At 47.7% G+C, this 22,072-nt stretch carries 26 protein-coding genes and 1 pseudogene (1 of these 27 cut by a window edge); 13 read left to right on the forward strand and 14 right to left on the reverse strand.

The genetic code is table 11. From position 1 onward, the window contains the following. From J4G02_00750 to J4G02_00815, 14 genes are all read right to left on the reverse strand, one after another. Positions 1-666 (reverse strand): Gfo/Idh/MocA family oxidoreductase (locus J4G02_00750; protein MCE2393124.1); only part of this gene is annotated, 666 nt, incomplete at its 3' end. 33 nt (positions 667-699) lie between these two features. Further along, positions 700-1,062, reverse strand: coding sequence for a glycosyltransferase (locus J4G02_00755; GenBank protein ID MCE2393125.1), 363 nt, complete (start codon positions 1,060-1,062; stop codon positions 700-702). Next, positions 989-1,837: a glycosyltransferase gene (locus tag J4G02_00760; protein ID MCE2393126.1), complete on the reverse strand. Its 849-nt coding sequence runs from the start codon at positions 1,835-1,837 to the stop codon at positions 989-991. Before J4G02_00760 ends, J4G02_00755 begins: the two co-directional genes overlap by 74 nt. Positions 1,838-1,936: 99 nt before the next feature. Further along, on the reverse strand, positions 1,937-2,098 hold the full coding sequence (locus tag J4G02_00765) for a hypothetical protein (protein MCE2393127.1): 162 nt from the start codon (positions 2,096-2,098) through the stop codon (positions 1,937-1,939). An 84-nt stretch (positions 2,099-2,182) separates the two neighbouring features. Beyond that, on the reverse strand, positions 2,183-2,359 hold the full coding sequence (locus J4G02_00770) for a HEPN domain-containing protein (GenBank protein MCE2393128.1): 177 nt from the start codon (positions 2,357-2,359) through the stop codon (positions 2,183-2,185). After that, positions 2,359-2,838 carry a nucleotidyltransferase domain-containing protein gene (locus J4G02_00775; protein ID MCE2393129.1) on the reverse strand — a complete coding sequence of 160 codons (480 nt, stop codon included), beginning with the start codon at positions 2,836-2,838 and terminating at the stop codon, positions 2,359-2,361. The genes J4G02_00770 and J4G02_00775 overlap by 1 nt, the downstream gene beginning before the upstream one ends. Before the next feature lie 110 nt (positions 2,839-2,948). Beyond that, entirely contained in the window at positions 2,949-3,917 is a 969-nt protein-coding gene (locus tag J4G02_00780) for a mannonate dehydratase (GenBank protein ID MCE2393130.1), read from the reverse strand. Positions 3,918-3,952: 35 nt separating this feature from the next. Beyond that, positions 3,953-4,402: a D-tyrosyl-tRNA(Tyr) deacylase gene (gene dtd / locus J4G02_00785; GenBank protein MCE2393131.1), complete on the reverse strand. Its 450-nt coding sequence runs from the start codon at positions 4,400-4,402 to the stop codon at positions 3,953-3,955. Positions 4,403-4,537: 135 nt separating this feature from the next. After that, on the reverse strand, positions 4,538-5,647 hold the full coding sequence (locus J4G02_00790; protein ID MCE2393132.1) for a PD40 domain-containing protein: 1,110 nt from the start codon (positions 5,645-5,647) through the stop codon (positions 4,538-4,540). A gap of 39 nt (positions 5,648-5,686) precedes the next feature. Beyond that, the gene (locus tag J4G02_00795; GenBank protein MCE2393133.1) at positions 5,687-6,487 is read right to left on the reverse strand and encodes a phytanoyl-CoA dioxygenase family protein; all 801 of its coding nucleotides are present in this window, start codon (positions 6,485-6,487) and stop codon (positions 5,687-5,689) included. 76 nt (positions 6,488-6,563) lie between these two features. Beyond that, a complete protein-coding gene (locus J4G02_00800) occupies positions 6,564-7,778 on the reverse strand; it encodes a Gfo/Idh/MocA family oxidoreductase (GenBank protein MCE2393134.1) in 1,215 nt (404 codons plus the stop codon). Between the two features lie 190 nt (positions 7,779-7,968). Next, positions 7,969-8,712 carry a phytanoyl-CoA dioxygenase family protein gene (locus J4G02_00805; GenBank protein MCE2393135.1) on the reverse strand — a complete coding sequence of 248 codons (744 nt, stop codon included), beginning with the start codon at positions 8,710-8,712 and terminating at the stop codon, positions 7,969-7,971. 64 nt (positions 8,713-8,776) lie between these two features. After that, a complete protein-coding gene (locus J4G02_00810; protein MCE2393136.1) occupies positions 8,777-9,721 on the reverse strand; it encodes a dihydrodipicolinate synthase family protein in 945 nt (314 codons plus the stop codon). A gap of 223 nt (positions 9,722-9,944) precedes the next feature. Next, the gene (locus J4G02_00815) at positions 9,945-11,021 is read right to left on the reverse strand and encodes an amidohydrolase (protein MCE2393137.1); all 1,077 of its coding nucleotides are present in this window, start codon (positions 11,019-11,021) and stop codon (positions 9,945-9,947) included. A 306-nt stretch (positions 11,022-11,327) separates the two neighbouring features. Here J4G02_00815 and J4G02_00820 point away from each other — a divergent pair, with 306 nt between their 5' ends. The 13 genes and pseudogenes from J4G02_00820 to pnp all read left to right on the forward strand — a co-directional run. Continuing rightward, positions 11,328-11,888: a sigma-70 family RNA polymerase sigma factor gene (locus J4G02_00820; protein ID MCE2393138.1), complete on the forward strand. Its 561-nt coding sequence runs from the start codon at positions 11,328-11,330 to the stop codon at positions 11,886-11,888. A gap of 112 nt (positions 11,889-12,000) precedes the next feature. Continuing rightward, positions 12,001-12,537 carry a hypothetical protein gene (locus tag J4G02_00825; GenBank protein ID MCE2393139.1) on the forward strand — a complete coding sequence of 179 codons (537 nt, stop codon included), beginning with the start codon at positions 12,001-12,003 and terminating at the stop codon, positions 12,535-12,537. Positions 12,538-13,693: 1,156 nt separating this feature from the next. After that, complete coding sequence (locus tag J4G02_00830) at positions 13,694-14,149, forward strand: ribosome maturation factor RimP (GenBank protein MCE2393140.1); 456 nt, start codon at positions 13,694-13,696, stop codon at positions 14,147-14,149. Between the two features lie 29 nt (positions 14,150-14,178). Then, the gene (nusA, locus tag J4G02_00835) at positions 14,179-15,465 is read left to right on the forward strand and encodes a transcription termination/antitermination protein NusA (GenBank protein MCE2393141.1); all 1,287 of its coding nucleotides are present in this window, start codon (positions 14,179-14,181) and stop codon (positions 15,463-15,465) included. A 46-nt stretch (positions 15,466-15,511) separates the two neighbouring features. Beyond that, on the forward strand, positions 15,512-15,799 hold the full coding sequence (locus tag J4G02_00840) for a YlxR family protein (GenBank protein MCE2393142.1): 288 nt from the start codon (positions 15,512-15,514) through the stop codon (positions 15,797-15,799). Beyond that, entirely contained in the window at positions 15,800-17,932 is a 2,133-nt protein-coding gene (infB, locus tag J4G02_00845) for a translation initiation factor IF-2 (GenBank protein MCE2393143.1), read from the forward strand. 56 nt (positions 17,933-17,988) lie between these two features. Further along, positions 17,989-18,279: a DUF503 domain-containing protein gene (locus J4G02_00850; GenBank protein MCE2393144.1), complete on the forward strand. Its 291-nt coding sequence runs from the start codon at positions 17,989-17,991 to the stop codon at positions 18,277-18,279. A gap of 23 nt (positions 18,280-18,302) precedes the next feature. Then, entirely contained in the window at positions 18,303-18,692 is a 390-nt protein-coding gene (rbfA, locus tag J4G02_00855; GenBank protein ID MCE2393145.1) for a 30S ribosome-binding factor RbfA, read from the forward strand. Between the two features lie 10 nt (positions 18,693-18,702). After that, positions 18,703-19,677: a bifunctional oligoribonuclease/PAP phosphatase NrnA gene (locus tag J4G02_00860; protein ID MCE2393146.1), complete on the forward strand. Its 975-nt coding sequence runs from the start codon at positions 18,703-18,705 to the stop codon at positions 19,675-19,677. 152 nt (positions 19,678-19,829) lie between these two features. Next, a complete protein-coding gene (truB, locus tag J4G02_00865; GenBank protein MCE2393147.1) occupies positions 19,830-20,546 on the forward strand; it encodes a tRNA pseudouridine(55) synthase TruB in 717 nt (238 codons plus the stop codon). A 39-nt stretch (positions 20,547-20,585) separates the two neighbouring features. Further along, entirely contained in the window at positions 20,586-21,536 is a 951-nt protein-coding gene (locus J4G02_00870; GenBank protein MCE2393148.1) for a bifunctional riboflavin kinase/FAD synthetase, read from the forward strand. A gap of 126 nt (positions 21,537-21,662) precedes the next feature. Next, the gene (gene rpsO / locus J4G02_00875) at positions 21,663-21,953 is read left to right on the forward strand and encodes a 30S ribosomal protein S15 (protein ID MCE2393149.1); all 291 of its coding nucleotides are present in this window, start codon (positions 21,663-21,665) and stop codon (positions 21,951-21,953) included. A 47-nt stretch (positions 21,954-22,000) separates the two neighbouring features. After that, positions 22,001-22,072, forward strand: a pseudogene (gene pnp / locus J4G02_00880) (polyribonucleotide nucleotidyltransferase) (it continues 2,134 nt past the right edge of the window).

The following is a 22,072-nucleotide window of genomic DNA, read 5'->3' on the forward strand; positions in this document are numbered from 1 at the left end:
ATCAGCGGCACCTTCGGGACCATCGTATGCCGGATAGACCACATGCTTGGCACCAAACGCCCACATCGGCTTCGGACAACCCATCCACCACCACGCGAGGTCTAACTCATGAGAATAGTGCTGCCCTAACGATCCACCTTTCTGACCATAGACGTGCAACCAACGATAGCTGTCGTTCAGTGGCGGGATATGATTGTATTTCCCAAAGATCCGCGCATGATACGGGTCTCCAATCTTACCGCTGAGCACCGCCCGACGAATCTGGCGATTGTTAGGGAAGTGCCGCATGAAATAGCAGAATTGCAACGTCTTGCCTGCCGCTGTTGCCGCCTCCGCCATCTCCGTAATCTCATCTGCCCGAATCGCATGAGGCTTCTGGACCAGCGCGTGCTTACCCGCAGCGAGTGTCTCAAGCACCATTGGCAGACGCACATCGGGGGCAGTACCGAGATATACCGCGTCGATGTCGCTGTCTGCAAGAACCTCTCGGTAATCGGCGTAGGCGCGTGGCACAGCGTATTCTCCGGCGACCTCTTCACGCCGAGTGGGGTCGAGGTCTGCTAGCGCAACAGTGGTCATACGCGACATTACAGTGGTTGCGAAAATCGTTTGCCTGCCTGTAAACCCACAGCCAACGACGCCAAGTTTGATCGGCTGACTTGTCATGAACTATCCTCCTTTATGCTATTAAGGGTGTGTTTAGGAATTCATACAAAGGCAATCCTGATAAACTGCTTGCAGCTGCTGGATAGACCCATCGTTATCAAACATCCTCTCAATTTTTCGCCTCGCGTTTCGTCCTAGATATACCGCCAATTCGCGATTAGTTAAGATATCATTGATTGCCTCCGCCAATGCTCCGCTCGCCCGTGGTGGAATAAGTAGCCCATTTTCTTGGTGGTCAATGAGATCGAGAACACCCCCGACACCTGAAGCGATGCAAGGGAGTCCAACCCCCATCGCTTCGATGAGAGCATTTGGCGAACTTTCATGCAGCGATGGCAGGACGAAAAGGTGTGCGGTCGATAGTACAGAAAAAATATCGTCGCAGAAACCGGGCATCTGTAAGCTGCGCTAAGTTCGTTCTCAATGTGCCATCTCCGAGGATTGTCGCTGTGAAGTTTTGTCGGTTGAATTTTGTGTTGAGCAGATACAACGCTTCGATGAGATACTGGTACCCTTTTTCCACTGTCAACCGACCGACACTCACGATGTGCCACAGCGGTGGAGTGTCAGAAGGCGATTGTGGGGGCAAATCGGGCAAATCGAGTAGATTCCGAATTGCTAGGATACGTTTGTCGGGGTAACGGTGCCGAAGGTTGTCACGGATGCGATCGGAATTGGTTAAAAGGACATCGGCGTGGCGGTAGATGAGTTTTTCTGTCAGCCACAGCCTTGTGCGACCATATCTCGCATAATAGTCGCCTCGCTGTGAAACGATTAGAGAGTACGATGGATTTCTCCCTAATGGGGTTAGAGAAAATTGGCGAACAATGCCACAGAGAAGATTGGAATACCAAAGCCAACTGTGGATAATCGCCGGTTTCACCAATTTTATAATAGCTGCTAGCCTAAAAGCCTTCTGCATCAAAGACAGTATGGGAAATCTGTCTCGATGAGCTTCGGAGTTAAAGCGACTTGTATCATGCAGGACAATAATTTCTTGGACGATCGGGAGTGCTGCAAGCTGGTCATAGGAAGCACCGGGTTCACGACTTAACACGATAAAGGCTTCAAATCGATCTGCCGGTAGTCGCGCTAAGGTCTTGAGCAACTGCGTCTCAGCCCCGCCTCTGCCCATAGAATCGATAACGTAGAGAATTCGAGTTCTACTCAAAACATACACCGTCCATTTGGCAACTTACCACCAATTTGTATGAAGTAGTATTGCAGGCGCACACATCATGCTGACCACTGCGGATAAACTCAAAAATTTTCATTGGTTGAGTGCTTCGATTATCAATTGTGCTAGCCTCACTGCTTCTTCAGCGATAGCCAGTGCGCTGTGAGCATCATCTTCATTGAATAATTCCCAAGGCGTGACCCCTTCCATTTCATCACCATAGTCAGTCTGTACATGTACATCAAAGCCTAACATCTCAGCTTGTTCAGAAAGTCTCTCAATGTATTGTTGGTAAGACGGAGAAAATATTTGCAACGCTTGACGCAATAACAAAGCGGGTTAATGGGTTCTGCCTACAGGCCCCACCAAAGCTAACACAGATTTAGCTGCATTTTCTGTTGCCAATTGTGCGTTGTCTACCGCAGAACGCCAACGTGTCAATGTAACGTCTTGACGACTCTCCTCTAGGAACCCCTGTGCGATTCTAAAGCGGTACTGTGCGTCTGAGGACCTCATCACATCTCCGTGTCCCATTCGATAGACCAACCGAAACCGGGAAACTTATCCCACTGCCAAGCAAAACTCCCCTCGATTTTTTCTCGTCGCAGTCCTTTCTTATGAATTAATTTCTGCAAATGGGTTAGTTTTTCCTGCATATAACGGTAGGGATCATAGAGCACAATTCCATCTAGGGCGATGTCCAAGTAAAAAGATGGCAATGATGCCTCAAATTCTTCTGGTGTTTTTGCCAAGAGGGAAATAGCAGCACGCCACCTAGGCGGCAGTTGCGCTTTCAGGAAGGCATGACGACGGAATAGGCGATCTGGTAGGTTACGAGCAATTACAAGGACATCCCAATCGCTTTCTTCGTGGGCATCGCCTCGTGCCCGTGAGCCAAAGAGCACGACTGCGACCAAACCATCCGTCAATCTTTCCTTCAGTTCTTCAACCACTTCATTGAGAGATGATATTTGTGTTGACTGTGATCCGTTCATTGCTTTTCAACTTATGACAGTTTATCCTGTCAAAGTTGCACCTCCCTTAGTTTTTATTCATGAACCTTTCGTTTGGTTCAAGAATCTGTAATTTTCCCGAAGAATATTTTTCAGTCGGCTGCGTTCAATCTCTCAAGACATGCTGCCATATAACCAATCGTAAAAGCACGTGCACGGTGCCCCTGCGGCGTATCGTTTATCATGTTCGGAACATGATCTGTAATCATCCAACCATTAAATCCACTTTCCTTCAATGCCTGCATTACCTCAAACATATCGCAGTTTCCGTCATTTACGAAGGATTCCGCAAATTTGGGGACATACCCCTGCACATCCCGGAAATGGACGTAGAAAATCCGATCGCGCTGTCCAAAATAGCGCACGGCATCAATTACCCCAGGGCCCATCTCAGACCAAGAACCCACACAAAAATCAAGACCGTGCATGGGGCTGTCAACGAGCGATATACCGTGCTTGAAACCTTCAAAACTACGAAACAGACGGGGTATCCCCCCAAGAGATTTGACCGGTGGGTCATCGGGATGGAGCGCGAGTCGCACGCCTGCCTCCTCTGCGACAGGGAGAATCGCCTTCATGTAGTATTCGTAATATTCCCACATCTCTTCTTCGGTGAAGACCCGTCCGTGGGAGAGCGGTGCATCTTTAACAAGTTCCATATCAAAACTGGTAACTGTCGCACCTCCCCGAGTGGGCGTTGTGTTGGAAGTCCGCCACACACTGTTGGGCATCCAATGATAGCCAAAAGTATCAATGCCCGCGGCTCCCATATTGCGGATGGTAGCTGCCATATTCTCAATCTGCTCATCTCGTCCGGGTAAGCCGAGCATGATTTTGTCATAAAAAGAAGGTGGAACATTCTCAATGGCGGCGAGCCGGGGACCCACATTTTCGATCGCCGTCCGCATCTGTAGTAGGTCCATAAATTCCCAACGACCATCGCCCGGCAGTCGAGGGTTAGCCATAACCACAGCCTCAACACCCAGTTGATTGACAAAGGTTAGCCATTCCTCGTCCACTTCACCGAATAGGTACAAGCCAAGTTCCATTTTACGTTCCATAATATCTTCCTTCCCAAAATCAAAGCATTTATGGGTCAAAACAGTTTATTGCTATCTAGCATCATCGTGACAGGTCCATCGTTAATCAGTTCGACATCCATCATCGCCTGAAATATGCCAGCCTTGACAGGCACCCCCAACCGCGAGATCTCGTCCATAAATGCTTGGTAGAGCGGATCTGCTTTTTCAGGACGGGCGGCGTGAATGAAGCTAGGGCGTCTCCCCTTGCGGCAATCCCCATAGAGTGTGAATTGAGAGACGACAAGGGCTTCGCCATCAACATCTAAAATTGACAAATTCATTCGTCCTTCGTCATCTTCAAAGATTCGGAGATTGGCGATTTTGCTTGCCATATAATCGACATCGGCGCGGGTATCCTCTTGAGCGACGCCGAGAAAAACGAGCAATCCCTTTTGAATTTCTGAGACAACCTTCCCTTCGACGGTTACACTAGCAGATTTAACACGTTGGATAACAGCTCTCATATCTCACCGTAATTATCTCATGATACATCAGTTCTTGAATTATATTTGGTAGGGTGTCTATATTCTACCATAGACAATTTTCAACGGACAAGATTCTTCTGCCGATCAGCTATTGACTACTTTTAGGAGATGGGTCTAAAAAACTATAAATCTGTCTGGAATTTCAACCTCATATACCTGACTGTGTCTAGTGCGATCCGATGTGTAAACTACTATTCTCCCATCAGGACTGAAAGAGGGGTGCGGGTGGGTATGTTGCTCGGCGTGGACCTTAACTGGCCCCTTCGCATACGGAAATGGACCGTTCCAGTGTTCACCGATAGATGATGCTTTTGAGTAGCACAGTGTCACCGGTTCTCCGACCCCATCACGCGGATCGAAAAGCTGAAGACCAATGTCGGGAAAGTTTGTGTCGGCAACCATCAGTGTGCCTTGACGGTTACAGATTGCGTGCCAAGCATTACAGGAGGTGACACGTCGCTCTGCGCCTGTGTCCACATGGACGCAACGAATACCGTGAGGCCAATCAACGAATGCCAACTCGCGTGTGCGGGGAATCCACGACTCATGGGTGATCCATTCGTTTTTTTCAACATTACGGGCGTACAGCCGGCGGTTGTCGCTACCATCCCGCCGAATTATCCAGACACGGTCAGTGAGTGGACCGGCGTAGAAAAGCAAGTTTGAATCGTCCGGACAGAATTGTAAATGACCAACACTGTCACGCCGAAGGATGGTTTCGTGTTCGCCTGTTTCAGTGTTAATAATTGCTAACGCTGAGCCCCCGTCAACGTTGAAGCGTACGGCCCACCACCGATCGTCATAACTTAACCCTGTTGTTCCCGCTGCGGGAGAGACTGTACCTTCCTCTCCTCTCTGTGTTACGGCAAAATTGACCAACTCCCGTTCTTCAAACGTCTCAAGATCTAACCGCCACGCGCTTGTGCCTGCTGTGAAGAAAACAGCATGTCCACCGTGCGAGGGGTAGATCGACCAATTGCTGAGATCCGGGCGATCCGTCAGTTGGATAAGCGAGCCAGTAGAACGCTCTTCAGCAAAGATCTGGGGTGAACCGGTACGGCATGAGATGAAGATCAACCACCGCATGGCATCATCATACGCGGGAATGAAAAAGAAGGGGTGGTGATGAATTGAGGGATGATCAGTTACCTGCCGAATCTTCGCACCGGTGCATGCATCCTGAAATGTCTTGGCTTCCGATGGGTAAATTGCGCCTTTGGACATCTTTTCCTTATGTTGATAAATTCTGAGAGATTCTTGTATCTATTCCTCTAACACAGGTCGATCTAACCGTGTATGATACGGTGGTTCCATCACCGCTCGCTGCCTCTCATTTGCCCATTCAGGTACGGAATAGGCCGGAACATACGCTAGGTTGCCCGCCGTATAGCGAGTCAATATCGACCGACGTGGTTCAGCCGATGTCCAAGGCAGCGTCCCGTGCGTCACCGCTTCTGTGAAGATGATGACACCGCCGGCTTTGCACACAACTTGCCGAACATGTTCCTGATAGCTCTCATAACGCCGAATTTCTTGAGGACATGAAAAATTGCTCTTGTGGCTGCCCGGAATCACTATCAATCCACCGTCACCCGGGTTTACATCCGTGAGCTGGACCGCCACAACTGTCAGTCCACAGTGCATCTGACCATTGCGGAAGATGTAATATTGGTTTGGATCGAAACCCGGCCCCGAAGATCCATGAAAAATAAACCCCTCCGCCCCTTTTTCCATTGACAGCAGAAACATGTGGTGATCCATCCGAAAGCCTCTGCCAAGGATTTGGTTAAGATAAGGGACAATTCGCGGGTGTGCTAACATCTCTCGAAAGGGATTGCACCAAGGTTCTTCCCAATTGAGCATGTTGCCCAGTTCCCCGCGCCCCTTATCACCTCTAAGTGCAGGGGAACCACCGTCTAAGGCCTGATCGCGGGGACGGGTGCGTCCCTCGTCCCAATGACGGTCAATGGCTTCATTAGCAAGGGCAACCTCATCAGGCGTGAGGACGTCCTCAATGACGAGGTAACCGTTGAGATCGAACAGATATTTTTCCGCATCGTTCATAGATTGATATCCTTTTTTAATTTTTGAAATTACTCTGAATAGTGCTGCAATCTTATCAAGGCTGTCGAGCTGCCGCTTACCGTGCCTTGAAATTGACTGTTAACGCTTTCTCCAAATCTTCACGGGGAGGGACACCAAATCGCTGCTCAAAATTCCTGTCAAACGCTTCTTCCTCACATGGATCCTGTGGCAAAGGCAGCGCAACCGGCTGCCGATTCATCCGAATTGATCTGTCGGCAGCCAAAACCATCTCCTGATCCGCTCGACCCATCTCACCCGTCCAGAGTGGATCAACATCCTCCCGCACAGCGCGCCCGATCCCATCAAGCATCGTTGCCAATGAGATGTTATGCTCTGGGAGTCCCACCTCCAAATACGGATTCCCCCATTCAATCGTTCCGCCCAATTCGTCCGGTAGTTCGACAAAGATCCGCTTAATGACCTTTGATGCAGCATATTCACGCTGAAATTCGTAAGTCCTCGCCTGACCCGCACGCTCCGCGATATCTTCAGCGGTGCAAACGTTAACCGTTTCCCCGCCCGATGCGCTCTGATTGCCGTTAGTCACAATCGTACCGCGCTCGCCACAGGTCTCGAAACCGACCAGTGAGTTCCGACCGAGACGGCTGTTTTTATTACCGACCATCGCAATTCCGATGCCCCCGTTATCGAAATCGACAGCGTAGAATTCAAGGCTTTCGGTATTGAAGCCACGTTTGGCATGGTCAACATAGGGAACAACGGGCATCGTATGACTGATGCTGCTAACAGCAACAGGCGTAGCATCCAGCCGGCACCGTATCGCAGCCAAACCGTGATACCCTGTCGTTGAAAAGAGGCGGTAACATTTGTGGACAGGTCCGATGACATTTCCACGGATGAGTTTGCAAACAAATTGTTCAACTGGGACAAACGGAAAGTTTTCGGAGGTTTGCAGTTTGACGCTGTGTTCGGCAGCAGTCTCAATCATCAGATCCATCAATCCAAGCGTCGGTGCAAGGGGCGTCTCGACGTTGTGATGGATGCCGCAACGCGATAAATAGCAAGATACCACATGATGAAGTTCTGCGGGTACGACAATATCACAGACCTCCGGTTGCTCACGTTCAACCATCTCACGAACATCGGTGTAAGCACTCACGTTGAACTGTGTCGCCCCTTCCTCTGCTGATGCCGTATGAGCATCGCAAACTGCTACAATTTCAAAGGTCTCTTTCAACGCTGCGGCGGTTTCGATATGTGATCGACCTCGACGACCATAGCCGATGAGGGCATACTTCAAGCGTGACATAAATTATCCCTTAAAATGATCATAACACTGGATAGATATTTATCAGATTAGCTCATATAAAGAAATGGTGCAACCGAAACCGATTGAGTTGATGAGTTCACTCGTTTAGTAATGAACCAATGGACTAATGAACCAATGAACAAAGCACTTTCACGTTTTACGCCTCACGTTTTACGCTTTGAGCTCTAATTCATTCGTAATGATCCGCGCCGTGTGGCACACCCACCCCATTCTCCATCCGTAGCAGTTGCTTTTGCCGATCTGTGAGTAAATCTAGCCACTCCTCCGGGAATCGATGGTGTGGGTCAAGTTGAAACCGCATCATAGGGCCAATCCTGTAGTGCCCAAAAATTGCATGACGATCCCGATCACCGGTATTCGCACCGCCACCATGCCAACATTGACCGTTAAAAACAAGAACACTTCCCGCCGGTGCGGTTGCTGTCAATACATGCTTAATCGATCTGTCTTCAGGTGGGGGATTTATCCCACTTTTGTGTGTGCCGGGAACGATCCGGGTCGCCCCAATCTCCGCTGTAAAATCGTCCAGCATCCAGACCGTGTTCATCATGACGGGATTCTTCCCGTCTTTCTTCATTAGATCCTCAAGGATATCACCATGCAGACGTTGCACCGGATCGCCAGGACGGACGATGCGAGCGTTAAGACTGCCGAGAATCAGAGGTACACGATTGGTCATTGTTCCTTCAAGTAGTGGCAAGACTCTCGGATGGTCAATCGTCTTGAAAAAGATCGGATCCATTGTCGGCAGGTTCGAGATATGTATACAGTCTCCTCGATCGACACCCTTTTCCCCTATCAATCGAATCAGGATCTCTCTCATCTCCATCAATTCATCAGGAGTCAGAACGTTCTCAAGGATTGTGAAACCGTATACATCAATTTCAAATAATTCTTGCTTCAGATTAGACATATTTTTTCCTCAATTGTACCGAACCTTCCGAATGGTTACTAGTGGTCAACGACTTGTCAATCTGCTAGTGTACACACTCGTAGCCAATGGTCTCAAGATTCCGGCGGATCTTGGCAATTTCCGTGTCAGGCAATGGACGGAGTGGACGACGCATCGTCATAGAGGGGAACTTGCCCATCAACCAGCGCGCACACTTCATCCGTTGATGTGCATCGCCGCTCGGCTCACCGAAGTTGTACACAATTCGAGATAGCGGATCCACTAGCTGTCGCGCTTTGCGGGCACCTATCAGGTCGCCATTAAGAGCAGAGTGCACCACCTCTACCATCAACTCTGGTACAAATCCGGCAAAGCCGATTAGGGCGCCATCACAGCCTTCCAATAGCGAAGCAAGCAGATACTCATCGTGACAGGTTAAGATAGGAACATCGGGTGCCGCTTCTTTCAGTTGCTCATAGTCCCAGCGCCAACGTGCCATGTCACGAGTCCCCATCTTGATACACACCACCTGTGGGATTTTCACGAGTTCCAACATTTCTGCGAGGCTATAGCTTGCCTTTGTCCAGGCAGGATATTGGTGGACGATGATGCGAATGTCTGCTCTTTCGGCAACATCCTGAAAAAAGCCGATTGCCGTTTCACTCGTACGACCAAAACGTAACCAGTGATGCGGGGGCATCAGTAAAATCGCATCGCCACCCGCTTCCTTTGCGGCGATGGCATAGTCAATCGCCTCTAGGCTGCCTTCAGCACTTACGCCAGAGACAACCTTTACCTGGCCTTTGGCTTCTTCGGCAACAATCGCTGTCACACGCGCGCGCTCACTCGGACGCAACGATGTAATCTCGCCGGTATGCCCATTACAGACAAGTCCTTTGATACCATCGACAGCTGCAAGTTCGTGCATATATGCCCGCAACCCCTCTTCATCAATTGATTCATCTTCATGAAATGGACAGAGGGTTGCGGGAAATACTCCCGCCCACGGATGCTGTTCTTGCCAGTTCATAGTCACGGTTTCCTTTCAAACCATTTCGGTTTTGAAGCTTCCCATTTTGAGGTCTTAGACCTGTCAGCTTGGAAAATCCAGCAGGTCTATATATCGGATATTACGTAGGACTTACGCATTTCCTCTTTAAGTCCCCCTGATAAGGGGGATTTAGGGGGTTAAATACAACCAGCGCTTTTTCAGCAAAATATGCCAATTTTCTGTTCAATGTGCGTAAGTTCTATTACGTTTCAAGACCAAACAATTCTGCGGCGTTGCCACCAAAGATTTGCATTTTTTCGGCATCGGGGATATCCATTTCCTCAATGAGTGTCACAAAAATTTGCGGATCAACCCAAGGATGATCGGTGCCAAACACCAGATACTGTGGTCCAGAAAAATCGTATGCGTATTGAAGTGCTTGTGCAGACGGAGAAACGGTGTCCAAATAAATGCGACGCATGTAGGCACTTGGAGGCTGTTTAATGTGTTCACGCCCGCGTCCCATCACCTCCGTTTGATGCTCAATCCGCCCCATCATGTACGGCAAAACGCCGCCCACATGGGGCATGACAACCTTTAACCTAGGATGCCGTTCAAGCACGCCGCCGAGTATCAGTCGTAAAAGTGCAAAACTGGTGTCCACCTGCAGCCCCATCATAGGAATCATCGAGTGGTCCTTGATTGCCTCACCCCATGTTGGGACGGTGGGGTGCAAGACAATCGGCAACTCCTTCGCTTGAGCATGTCTGTAGATCGGGTCGAAAGCAGGGGCATCCACCGGGCGTCCACCGATGTGTGAATACAGCATTACGCCACAGAAACCTAGGTTGTGTACTCGGTTCATCTCATCAATGGTGGCGTCCACATCCTGCCAAGGGAGGCTGGCAAGTCCCGCAAATCGGTCAGGGTGTTGCTGTATCATTTCCGCAATCGCATTGTTAATTGCCTGTGCACCTTTGATTGCCAAATCGGGAACGAGCATACAGGGGCCCGGGATATTGGTACTGATAAGTGCTATGTCAATACCTGCCCTATCCATGTCCTGAAGTTTTCGTTTGGGAAGGTACATCTCCTCCTGCAGCCGAAACTGCTGGACATCACCGTAAGTGATAACAAACTCGTCGCCGTGCTGTACGTCCGAGATGTTCGAGATTTCACGCCGACTGCTTCGTTTCCCGATCGAGACATCTGAACAAGCCGATTCATCGGAGTTATCTCGCGCTGTGCGTAGCAGTTCAATCTGCGGTGGATGGGGGTTTTGGGCAAGCACATCAATATACGCCCTAGGAAATATGTGGCTTTGACAGTCAATCCGCATTAGAATCGCTCCTTCTCAGCAGCCTCGTTTCTACGGAGAATCTTATTCAATCGAATTATCGACGGGGGTCTGAAATTTTTGAATACAGGATTCCCCAAATAGCCTCCATTATACAAATTCAGGTCGGGAAGTCAATAAGAAAATCTCGTGCTCCCGTGTCATAGCATTGAAAAGCTATTGCAGCCCAACTCATAGTGTAACTAAGATGTTGCTAAATGCGTTTTCATGTTTTATTTGAAGAAAATTGTAAAATAGTCTCACCAATGCTATAATGGTACTGACTCCAACGTTTAAGTGGGCAGACCGATGATTCCCGACGAAATCTACGTTCAGAAAACAATTGAAGGAGATGCCGAAGCGTTCAATGAATTGGTCCAACGCCACCATGCTAGGATTTATGGACTTGCTTATCGGATGCTTGGCAACCCCGATGATGCCTCGGATGCGACGCAGGAAGCGTTTCTTGAAGCTTACAAATCTATCGAATCCTTCCAATTCCAGTCGAAGTTTTTGACATGGTTGTACCGAGTTGGAATCAACGTTTGCCAACAGTACAAACGTCGGTCAGATTCCCGTGAGCGTACATTAACCTCCTATACGAGGGATGTTCAGGAAAGAGGCGGACAATATGCGAGCGATTCTCCGGATCGAGTCCTCCTGAAAACAGAGCGTGACCAGTTGGTACAACAGGCGATTGATCAATTACCCTCGAAACAGCGGATAGTTGTTACTCTGTTCTATATGCAGCAAATGAAATATCGTGAAATTGCCGAGTTGCTTGATTGCTCAGAAGGTACAGTTGCCTCACGCTTGAATGCAGCCGTGAGGAACCTTAAGTCAAAACTCGAAGGCTTAAACCTCCACTAAGCCGACGATGCAAATAGCCCTATAAGCAGAACCGAAGTTGTGTAGGAATTCGGATTAAGCAAATGTTATACGGACACTTATTCCGATCGAAAAATATAGAAAAGGGACGGATATGAGTCTCGACTGTAAGCAAGTTATCGAACATTTTAGTCTACATCGACAGCCGGATCTAACAGATCGAAAAAGGATTGAGTACAGACGACATCTCCTCGAATGCGAGGTTTGCCAAAATGAATATGAGGAGATGTTACACACAGCCGCTGTGCTCGAAAGTATTCCGGATCCTGTTCCTCCACCAGAGCTTGTCGAGCGTATTCAGACCCAAATTTGCCAAACTCGCCGGCGTTCGATCTTGGATTTTCTAGTAAATCCAATTGCACGTATCCTTGTGGCGATGAAATTGGGCCCCCATCCCACCTTTGTCAACTACACCGCGATGCTTTTTTACTTGATGTTAACAGTCTTTATGGTCAAGTTGACGTTTTTTAATTCAACAGAGCCACCACCTGCGGAGTTGACGCGCCCGATATCACCACAAGTTCGTATTGTCCGGTTAGGTGATATGAAACACGCCTCGCTCAAGGCTGCCAGCATCGAAAAAGAAAAGCCTAAGGAAATTCCGATCCAGCCCACTCCAAGTAATTTTTAATAGCATCGCATAGTTTTCCAAACTTAGCAGTTGGTAAAACGCCGCGTGCCTCAAAGATTCAAACTTGGCACACGGCGTTTTTTTATTAATCGATGGGAAGGCCTTGGCAAATTGCCATTTTTTCTTGCATAATTCCGCCCCTTATGATACTATTTAACCTGCCGCGAGAAATCCTTCTCAAGAGGAAAGCCAATCGCGGTTTTTTTGTGTATTATCTTTTGATGTTTCATCTAGATAACCCAAGTTACTAGAGCATATTGACACTTATGTGGAATCTTGCTCATAAAACGATGCGAATATGACAGGTCGGCAAACCTTAATCGAAGTTAATATGGTATCAGCAAACCTTAGTCGATGCGAATATGGCAGGTCAACAAACCTTTCAAGGCAACCGGTTTAGCATAGCACACATCTGTAAAACCGCTGAAGTATAGTAGCCATCGGGGTTCTCGGCACACCCGCCAATTATGAATCCCCGTCTAGGTCATTGAAAATATTTTTTTCACCTGTCAGTGCCCTGCCAAACCTGTGAATCGGACCGGTGTGGGGTGTAAATAGGGATACAGATTGCTTTAGCGATTTTTTTTTATCAACCCCAAGGAGAGATTCTCACCGAAAGGTACTTCTTGTGAAACAAAATCATCAAAATGACTTTTCAAATAGACGGAATCGGATAACCGTTTGAGTGCAAAGACACGAGAACCAGAGGTAACGACTCGGCACGGTTAGCTGCTAAAAGGCGGTCGGTCCCGAACGTTAAGTTTGAGAATGAGTTTAGCCGTTTGCATGGGGGTGTCATCCAGTACCTACAGCGTACTATGTAAACGCAAACAGTTGAGTGGGGACGCTCAAAAGGGCAGGACGTTGTCCTTTGAAGGAGATACCGTAAGATCCCGATTGGATCGGGACAAGTATCGTTGATAGCACAATTCGACTCCTGAAGGAACGGGTACGACTCCCAATCCTTTAGGTTTGGGAGTACGTCAATCTTCTATTTTTTTAAGAGTGGGGTGCGGTTTCCCGCTCTTTATTATTTTTATTAAGAGATTGGGTACAGACGAAGCTAGAGGATGTTAAATCGATTTAAATCCGATCTTCTCGAAAGCGCGTTGGTGTCTGCCACTAAAGAAGCCCAACCTCAGGCGTAGTTACTATTATGCTATCTTCATTAACGGTCTCAGTTTCCGATCTATTATCACCTGTTTTGGCTGATGAAGGGATTGAGCTAGTTGATGTCGAATATCAAGTTGATAGTCAGACGTTAAAACTTTTGATTCATAAGCCCGGTGGTATAAGTATCGAAGATTGCCAGCAGGTGAGTCGAATTGCGAACCCGATTCTCGATGTGCATGACATGATACTAGGCACATACAGTCTTGAAGTCGCTTCGCCGGGACTGAATCGACCGCTTATTACAGAAGCCGATTTCCGCAGGAATTTGGGGCAAAAGGTCCAAGTAGAGGTGTCCACCACGACCGAAGATTGTTCACAATTCAACGGCACCTTAAACCAAGTCAGCGATGGAAAAATCTTCCTGACCCTGTTTTCTGGAAAGACGGTTCAAATTGTAATTTCCGATATTGTTCAAGCCCAAATCCAACTGATGTGGTAAAGTTTTGGATGGATGGGGGAGTTTACACAATGAATAATGATCTAGTCATGACCGTTCGTCAGATTATGGATCAGACGGAGCTGCCGCAGGCAATCTTTATTGAAGCGATCGAAGCAGCACTATACTCAGCAGCCAAGCGGCGCTACGGCTCGACACGAGGTGTGTCGATTAAAATTGATCCCGAGTTGGGGAATATTCGATGTTTTGTCCCGAAAAAAGTGGTTGAGATTATGCACCACTTTGCTACGGAAATCCCCATTGAGGAAGCATTAAAGATAAAACCCGATGCCCAGCTAGATGAGGTTATTGAGGTTGAAATCGATCCAAGCGAATTTGGGAGGATTGAAGCCCAGACGGCCCGTCAGATCCTTGTCCAAAAAATAAAAGAAGCAGAACGAGAACAGATCTTTCAGGAATATAAAGAACAAGAAGGCGAAGTTATCACCGGTTACTTCCAACGAACTGAACGGGGTAACCTGATCCTCGACCTGGAACGGACAGAAGGTCTCCTCCCTTACAGTGAAGTGCCTCGCCCGCACAATTATCGGCGAGGTGATGCGCTGAAGTGCTTAGTCATGGAGGTGAATTTAGACCAAAAAGGACCACAAATTGTCCTTTCACGTACACATAATGGTCTAATCGCCCGTTTGTTTGAAATAGAAGTTCCCGAGGTTTATGATGGCCTAGTGCGGATTATGGCAATTGCCCGCGATCCTGGGGATCGTGCAAAGGTCGCGGTCATTGCGACAGATGAGAGCATCGACGCGGTTGGCACTTGTGTGGGGGTCAAAGGGTCTCGTGTTCAAACAGTTGTAAGGGAGTTAGAGGGTGAGAAGATAGATCTCCTTCCATGGAATCAGGATTCTGCGGTCTTTATTGCGAATGCCTTACAACCTGCTACCGTTGTACGTGTGAACATTGATGACGAAAATACAAGTGCAGAAGTGATCGTGCCGGATGATCAACTATCCTTAGCGATTGGTCGGCGTGGACAAAATGCGCGGCTCGCTGCGAAGCTAACTGGCTGGAAAATCGACATAAAAAGCGAATCTGAAGCGGATGTACAATTTAAGGAAGAAATTGCAGAAGAATTGTTCAAACCCGTTGAGACGGATTCGTCCTCACCAACGGGACTTGATTTAACTGAGTTAGACGGTGTCGGCACTAAAACTGCTGAGCTTCTTAGAGATTCTGGTTTTTCAACAGTTGAATCCATCGCTCAAGCAACGTTGGAAGAACTCTCATCATTGCCGGGAATTGGTGCCAAGACGGCAGAGAAGATTCATCACGCTGCATCGGAGATGCTTTCGGGTTAAGGCTAACCGAGAGGATTGCGATTGCTCATCGTTTAAGGAGGGACACATGGCTGCGATACCTATCCGCACCTGTATCGGCTGCCGGGGTAAAGTTCCCAAAAAAGATTTGCTTCGATTTGTGCGGGATGCGGAGGGAAACCTCCAAACAGATCCAACTGGTAAGTTGCCGGGACGTGGTGCCTATGTATGCCAATCACAAGCGTGCATTAATATCACTTTCAAGTCGCAGAAAATCAATGCCCATTTGCGAAGCAATCTCTCAAGGCAGGTTATTGATTCTTTCAAACAAGAACTCCTTAGTCTGGTGAGTCATAGAAACGTGGAGGAGGTATAAATGGTGAAAAATAGTCAAACCAAGCAGAGCGAAAGTCCCCAAACAGAAAATAAAAAAATTAGAGTTTATGAACTCGCAAAACAATATGGGGTAAGCAGCAAAGAATTTGTTGAAGAGTTACATGAGTATGGCATTCCCATCAAAAACCACATGAGTACGCTGGATGCCGAAACTGTCCGGTTGATCGAGACCGAACGAAACGCTGCAAAGCCACCGCCCCCTGAACCTCCTGAACCCAAAGTTGAGTCATCTAGCACGAACAAGAAAACAAAGAAAGCAAAAAAAGTTGCAGCCGTTTCCGCTATTGATGAATCAAAAGTTGTTGAGGTAAAAAAAGAACCACCTAAAAAGGACGCAGCAATCAGTGAGGAAAAAGCGGTCACAACTATGCCGCAAATCCAGGAAGGAGTCACTGTTGGTCTCCTTGCCTCCGAACTAGGATTTAAGGGAACAGAAATGATCATGCGTCTCATGAAATTGGGGATCATGGCGAACATTAATCAACGCTTAGACTACAAGACACTACAAGTCATAAGCGACCAATTTGGGTTTGAGGCTGTTCGTAGATTGACACTCGAAGAGCAAATCCTTCAGGACGAACCTGATGATCCAGCAAGTCTTGTCGCACGTTCCCCTGTTATTACGATTATGGGGCATGTTGACCACGGTAAAACATCCCTGCTAGACGCCATCCGACAGTCAAATGTCATGGATACAGAGGCGGGGCAAATTACCCAGCATATTGGTGCTTACCATGTGGAATTGGAAAGTGGTAGTGTCGTTTTTCTCGACACTCCGGGACACGCAGCGTTTACTGCGATGCGTGCTCGGGGCGCACAGGTAACTGATATTGTCGTGCTTGTTGTCGCAGCAGATGATGGCGTGATGCCGCAGACCGTTGAAGCGCTCAACCACGCAAAAGCAGCGGGGGTCCCAATCCTTGTTGCACTCAACAAAATGGATGTCGAAAACGCTAGACCAGATTATGTCAAGCAGCAATTAGCAGAATATGACCTCGTCCCCGAAGAATGGGGTGGACAGACGATTTTTGTTGAAATCTCTGCGAAGGAACGAATCGGCATTGAAGAGTTATTAGAAATGCTCCTCCTTGAAGCAGAATTGCTTGAGCTTAACGCCAATCCGAGTAAGCCCGCTCGTGGGACAGTTGCCGAGGCTAAATTGGATAAGGGACGAGGCCCCGTGGCGACTGTGCTTGTCCAAAGTGGGACTTTGCATGTTGGTGATGTCTTTGTTGCGGGTCTTTATTACGGAAAAGTTCGGGCCATGATAAATGACCGAGGGCAGCGTGTGAAGGATGCACCACCCTCAACCCCGGTCGAGGTGCTTGGCTTTACAGGTGTGCCAGAGGCTGGAGACCAATTTTCTGCAGTTGACTCTGAAAGAGATGCAAAAACACTTAGCGAATCTCGACAAGAGCAACATCGGGCGACACAACTGGGACCGCAAAGCCGTGTAAGTTTGGACGATCTCTTTGAACGGATTCGGGAAGGCGATATTAAAGAGCTAAATGTCATTGTTAAAGGTGACGTACAAGGTTCTGTCGAAGCGGTCTTTGATTCCTTGGAAGGATTAAGCACAGACGAAGTTAAGATTAATGTTATTCATCAAGCTGTTGGGGGAATTACCGAAACGGATGTTTTACTAGCATCTGCCTCCAACGCAATTGTCGTTGGTTTTAATGTCCACCCCACAACGGGTGCCTTAATCGCGAAAGAAAACGAAGATATTGATGTCCGGACCTACAGCGTGATTTACAACCTAATTTCTGATGTGAAATCGGCTATGGAAGGGTTGCTTGAACCTGAAGTTCGAGAGGTTGTTGTTGGTCGAGGAATTGTTCGAGAGTTGTTCAGGACACCGCGCATAGGTACGATTGCGGGCAGTTATGTGAATTGGGGGCGAATCATCCGTAACTACGCCCTCCGCGTCCTACGAGACAATCGCCTAATCTACGAGGGACAGGTTGATTCGTTGCGGCATTTTAAGGATGATGTTACTGAGGTTCAGGCAAACTACGAGTGCGGTATCGGTGTCAGTGCGTTTGATGATTTCAAAGTAGACGATGTACTGGAGTGTTATACCCACGAGCGCATACCACGCTCATTGAGGTAGAGGCGAAGATAGTACCGGTAAGCGATTAAAGTTGTTTCAGGTGTGTCGCCTACATTGTGCTTATGCATATTGGAGTTTGTACGATCTGGTTAACAATTCCAGATAGCCATTCGCTCAAACAGAAGCGGCAGGTGGTTAAAAGCATCACTGACCGCCTGAAAAATCGCTTTAACATTGCTGTCGCCGAGGTTGATGGGCTTGACAGGCATCAGCAAGCTGTGCTTGGGGTGGTATCTGTTTCAAACGATACGAAACACCTCAATCGTGTTTTATCTTATGTTATTAACTTTGTTGAAGATGCCCTGTTGGCAGAATTAACAGACTACGAAATTGAAATTCTGTCTTGATGAGATGGGATCTGAGGGAAACGATGCCCGGAAGACGTACTGACCGCGTGAGCGTACTCATACAAAGAGAATTAAGTGATATCATTCAACGAGAACTTAAAGATCCGCGAGTCGGTTTTTGTACTATTTCTCAAGTTCAAGTTTCTACAGATCTGCGGTATGCGGATGTCAAGGTGAGCGTCGTTGGGGACAAGCAGCAGAAACGGAATTCTATAACGGGGCTTAAAAGTGCCGCCGGTTTCCTGCGGCGTGAGGTGGTGCAACGAATTGGCTTACGCCACGCACCTGAACTGCGTTTTGAATTAGACGATTCGGTAGATCAGTTAATGCGAATAGATCGCCTTCTCAAACGAATTCATACCCAAGAAGAAATTTCATCGCCTACCGATGACGAAGTAATTAAACCCGATTAGTTCATCCGTTATGGAAGATTATCAAGCAATTTTGCGGGTCTTTGATCAATATCAGTCTTTTGCACTATCAACACACGTCAATCCGGATGGCGATGCACTCGGATCTGAATTAGCGCTCTATTCCTTCCTCAAGGACCTCAGAAAACAGGTCAAAATTTTTAACACAGATGCCGCGCCACCGAATTACAGATTTCTGCCCTTCCACGATGCCATTTTGCCTGTCAAAGCCTTTCAGGAGGACTTTCCCGAAGTTCTGGTCGTTCTTGATGCAGGGGTGTTGAGACGTATCGGTGCATACCTGTCTCGTTCCTTAATTCCGACCAGAGTAACCGTTAACATTGATCATCATACTTCTGCTGAGCCATTTGGAGATTACAATCTCGTCGAAACTGATGCATCATCGACATCTGAGATAATCTATCGGTTGATCCAACATCACGGAACTCCAATAGGAAAGGAACGAGCGCTTTGCCTTTACACAGGGATTATGTTTGATACTGGCTGTTTTCGGTATTCAAATTCGACACCGATGGCTCACCACGTTGCAGCAGAACTAATTCAGGAAGGAATCTCCGTTGATGAAGTATATCGCGCTGTCTACGAGAGTTTGCCGATTGGAACGATTCAGTTGCTTAGCGAAGTTTTCCAAACGCTTGGCACGACACCTGATGGTAAAATCGGCTGGTTGTATGCAACGCAGGAGATGTTTCGTAAAACTGCAACAACCCGTGACGACGTGGATGGATTTATCAATCATATCCGCTCAATTGACACTGTTGAGGTGGCAATCCTCGTGAGTGAGCAGAAAAATGGTGAATCGAAGGCGAGTCTGCGGAGCAAAGTGTCTGTTGATGTTGGCGAAATTGCTGCTATATTTGGAGGCGGTGGACATCAACGCGCTGCCGGCTGTGAGATCGATGCGCCCTGTGGCGAGGCGATTGCACAACTAGTGAGGATAACGCAGCAACGAATGAGGGATGGATAAATCTGAATTACAATGGGCGCTGGCATATCAAGATTTGTGAGGAGGTTGGGTTAGGTTTTGCTGTCAGTCATGGAATTGACTGTTTCGGTTATACATACAGGAGGGTGTTTGGGTGAATTGGGCCGCTTCGGTAAACCACCCCTTGATAGACAATGGGCATTCACGGTGTTCTTAATCTGAATAAGCCGCCAAAGCTTACCTCAAGACAAGCAGTCGATTGCGTGAAACGCATACTAAATGTAAAAAAGGCGGGACATGGCGGCACACTCGATCCCGATGCTACTGGCGTTTTGCTCATCTGTCTGGGAGATGGCACAAAACTATTTGAGGCGTTACAAGCTGGCACCAAAGAATATGAAGGTACGCTCATTTTGGGTGTTACAACAGATACCCTTGACGCCAACGGAGAAATTATCAAAACTGCGGATACAAGTCAGATAACGCCCGATCAAATCCGATCCGTCTGTCAGCAGTTTGTTGGGGAAATCGAACAGATGCCGCCAATGTTTTCCGCGGTAAAGCATAAAGGGAAACCTCTGTACAAATTGGCACGCCGAGGGATCGAGGTTGAGCGCCGTTCGAGACGGGTCTTCATTGAATCTATCGAGTTGCTATTATGTAATATTCCTGAAGTTCATCTCCGAGTTGTTTGTTCTAAAGGAACGTATATTCGAGTGCTTGCTGCAGATATTGGAGTAGCCTTGGGCTGTGGTGCCCACCTTTCAGGACTGACCCGCACACGCTCGGGCGTATTCAAAATCGAGGAGGCACACACATTCGATCGTCTTAAGCGTACCCCCGAATTTGCTTATCAGGCTGTGACCCCGATTGATGCGGTGGCTGATATGCTGCATCGGCAGTTGCATTGACTCGATGATTTTTGATCGTCGGTCTCTGGAGATTGAATCTTGCAGATTTACTATGATCTAGAAGCCCCTTCTGAATTGTTTCGGGAGTCTATTGTTACTGTTGGTGTGTTTGATGGTCTACACGTTGGACATCAAGCGGTCATCCAACAGGTTTTGACTCAAGCAAAAAAATTCAAGCTAGCGAGTTTTGTGCTGACCTTTGACCCGCCTCCCTTGGCTTTCCTTGCTCCTGAAAGATGTCCTCCAGCCCTGACACCCCTTCCAAAGAAGATTGAAATATTGGAGCAGCTCGGTGTTGATGCTGTGGTTTTTGCTCGCTTTGACGCGTATTTACAGCAGATGTCTCCCGATACCTTTGTTCAGCAAGTTTTACTGCAACGATTACATGCTAGACAGGTTATTGTTGGCTATGATTGGCAGTTTGGCAAAGGACGGTCTGGCAATGCCGATGCTCTGAAGAGACTTGGGGATCAGTATCAATTCGATGTGATGATTGTTGGTCCCGTACAAATTCGCGGCAAACCTGTTCATAGTACACGAGTCCGTGAAGCGATTGCAAGCGGTAACCTTGACCTCGCATCTGAGCTTCTAGGACGCCGATACTCAATCATGGGTGAGGTAGTAAAAGGCGAGGGGCGTGGGAGACAGATCGGGTTTCCCACTGCTAACATTGATGCTGGAAATCAGATGTTACCGCCAAGTGGAGTTTACGCCGTACAGGTCAAATTGGAGGGCTGGAGGTTCGCCGGCGTGCTAAATATGGGGACCAGACCTACATTTGACGGAGAAAAATTCCAGATTGAAACCCACCTATTTGATTTTGAGAAAGTGATATACGGCAAAAAAATAGAAATCTCATTCATCGAAAAGATTCGAGCTGAACAGAGATTTCCAAACCCGGAGATGTTGGTTAATCAGATTGAGCAAGATGTTACTTTGGCTAAAGCTATTTTGAAGCGAATGAAGAACAGAAATGCGCAATACCGCTAAATCGCACTTAGATCGAAAGAGAATTTAATTTACAAATCACTCTGGTTTATGGTATATTTACCCATATGTATATCTCAAAAACGCATAGCGTATGAAAAGAAAAGATGAAAAAGGAGGTGAATTTGTATGGCACTTGCAGCAGAGGAAAAAAAAGAATTGGTCAACGCATATAAAACCCATGATAGCGATACCGGATCGCCAGAAGTCCAGGTGGCAATTATCCAGACTCGCATCCGGGAGTTGACGGAACATTTTCGGACACATAGGAAAGACCATCATTCTAGACAGGGACTATTTAGACTCGTGAGCAAACAACGTCGTCTGTTACGTTATCTGCACAGACAAGATGTTCAACGGTATCGTAATCTGATTACTCAACTTGGAATTCGTGACACAATTTCAGGCAGGAGAAGCTAGTAAACCACCGTAGAACATTGTGAGGAGGAAAGATATTGAAAGTTGAAATGCAGCTTGGGAGTGAAAACCTCTCAATCGAAACAGGAAAAGTTGCCAAACAAGCAGATGGTGCGGTTTGG

It is taken from the genome of Candidatus Poribacteria bacterium (genome assembly GCA_021295755.1).
In the GTDB taxonomy this organism is placed as follows: Bacteria; Poribacteria; WGA-4E; order WGA-4E; family PCPOR2b; genus PCPOR2b.

What these genes read in the sequence shown, in the direction of transcription:
- J4G02_00755 (MCE2393125.1), bottom strand. Translation starts at nt 1,062, where the DNA reads ATGCCCGGTTTCTGCGACGATATTTTTTCTGTACTATCGACCGCACAC.
- J4G02_00765 (MCE2393127.1), bottom strand. Translation starts at nt 2,098, where the DNA reads ATGTTAGGCTTTGATGTACATGTACAGACTGACTATGGTGATGAAATG.
- J4G02_00770 (MCE2393128.1), bottom strand. Translation starts at nt 2,359, where the DNA reads ATGAGGTCCTCAGACGCACAGTACCGCTTTAGAATCGCACAGGGGTTC.
- J4G02_00775 (MCE2393129.1), bottom strand. Translation starts at nt 2,838, where the DNA reads ATGAACGGATCACAGTCAACACAAATATCATCTCTCAATGAAGTGGTT.
- J4G02_00780 (MCE2393130.1), bottom strand. Translation starts at nt 3,917, where the DNA reads ATGGAACGTAAAATGGAACTTGGCTTGTACCTATTCGGTGAAGTGGAC.
- dtd (MCE2393131.1), bottom strand. Translation starts at nt 4,402, where the DNA reads ATGAGAGCTGTTATCCAACGTGTTAAATCTGCTAGTGTAACCGTCGAA.
- J4G02_00790 (MCE2393132.1), bottom strand. Translation starts at nt 5,647, where the DNA reads ATGTCCAAAGGCGCAATTTACCCATCGGAAGCCAAGACATTTCAGGAT.
- J4G02_00795 (MCE2393133.1), bottom strand. Translation starts at nt 6,487, where the DNA reads ATGAACGATGCGGAAAAATATCTGTTCGATCTCAACGGTTACCTCGTC.
- J4G02_00800 (MCE2393134.1), bottom strand. Translation starts at nt 7,778, where the DNA reads ATGTCACGCTTGAAGTATGCCCTCATCGGCTATGGTCGTCGAGGTCGA.
- J4G02_00805 (MCE2393135.1), bottom strand. Translation starts at nt 8,712, where the DNA reads ATGTCTAATCTGAAGCAAGAATTATTTGAAATTGATGTATACGGTTTC.
- J4G02_00810 (MCE2393136.1), bottom strand. Translation starts at nt 9,721, where the DNA reads ATGAACTGGCAAGAACAGCATCCGTGGGCGGGAGTATTTCCCGCAACC.
- J4G02_00815 (MCE2393137.1), bottom strand. Translation starts at nt 11,021, where the DNA reads ATGCGGATTGACTGTCAAAGCCACATATTTCCTAGGGCGTATATTGAT.
- J4G02_00820 (MCE2393138.1), top strand. Translation starts at nt 11,328, where the DNA reads ATGATTCCCGACGAAATCTACGTTCAGAAAACAATTGAAGGAGATGCC.
- J4G02_00825 (MCE2393139.1), top strand. Translation starts at nt 12,001, where the DNA reads ATGAGTCTCGACTGTAAGCAAGTTATCGAACATTTTAGTCTACATCGA.
- J4G02_00830 (MCE2393140.1), top strand. Translation starts at nt 13,694, where the DNA reads ATGCTATCTTCATTAACGGTCTCAGTTTCCGATCTATTATCACCTGTT.
- nusA (MCE2393141.1), top strand. Translation starts at nt 14,179, where the DNA reads ATGAATAATGATCTAGTCATGACCGTTCGTCAGATTATGGATCAGACG.
- J4G02_00840 (MCE2393142.1), top strand. Translation starts at nt 15,512, where the DNA reads ATGGCTGCGATACCTATCCGCACCTGTATCGGCTGCCGGGGTAAAGTT.
- infB (MCE2393143.1), top strand. Translation starts at nt 15,800, where the DNA reads ATGGTGAAAAATAGTCAAACCAAGCAGAGCGAAAGTCCCCAAACAGAA.
- rbfA (MCE2393145.1), top strand. Translation starts at nt 18,303, where the DNA reads ATGCCCGGAAGACGTACTGACCGCGTGAGCGTACTCATACAAAGAGAA.
- J4G02_00860 (MCE2393146.1), top strand. Translation starts at nt 18,703, where the DNA reads ATGGAAGATTATCAAGCAATTTTGCGGGTCTTTGATCAATATCAGTCT.
- truB (MCE2393147.1), top strand. Translation starts at nt 19,830, where the DNA reads ATGGGCATTCACGGTGTTCTTAATCTGAATAAGCCGCCAAAGCTTACC.
- rpsO (MCE2393149.1), top strand. Translation starts at nt 21,663, where the DNA reads ATGGCACTTGCAGCAGAGGAAAAAAAAGAATTGGTCAACGCATATAAA.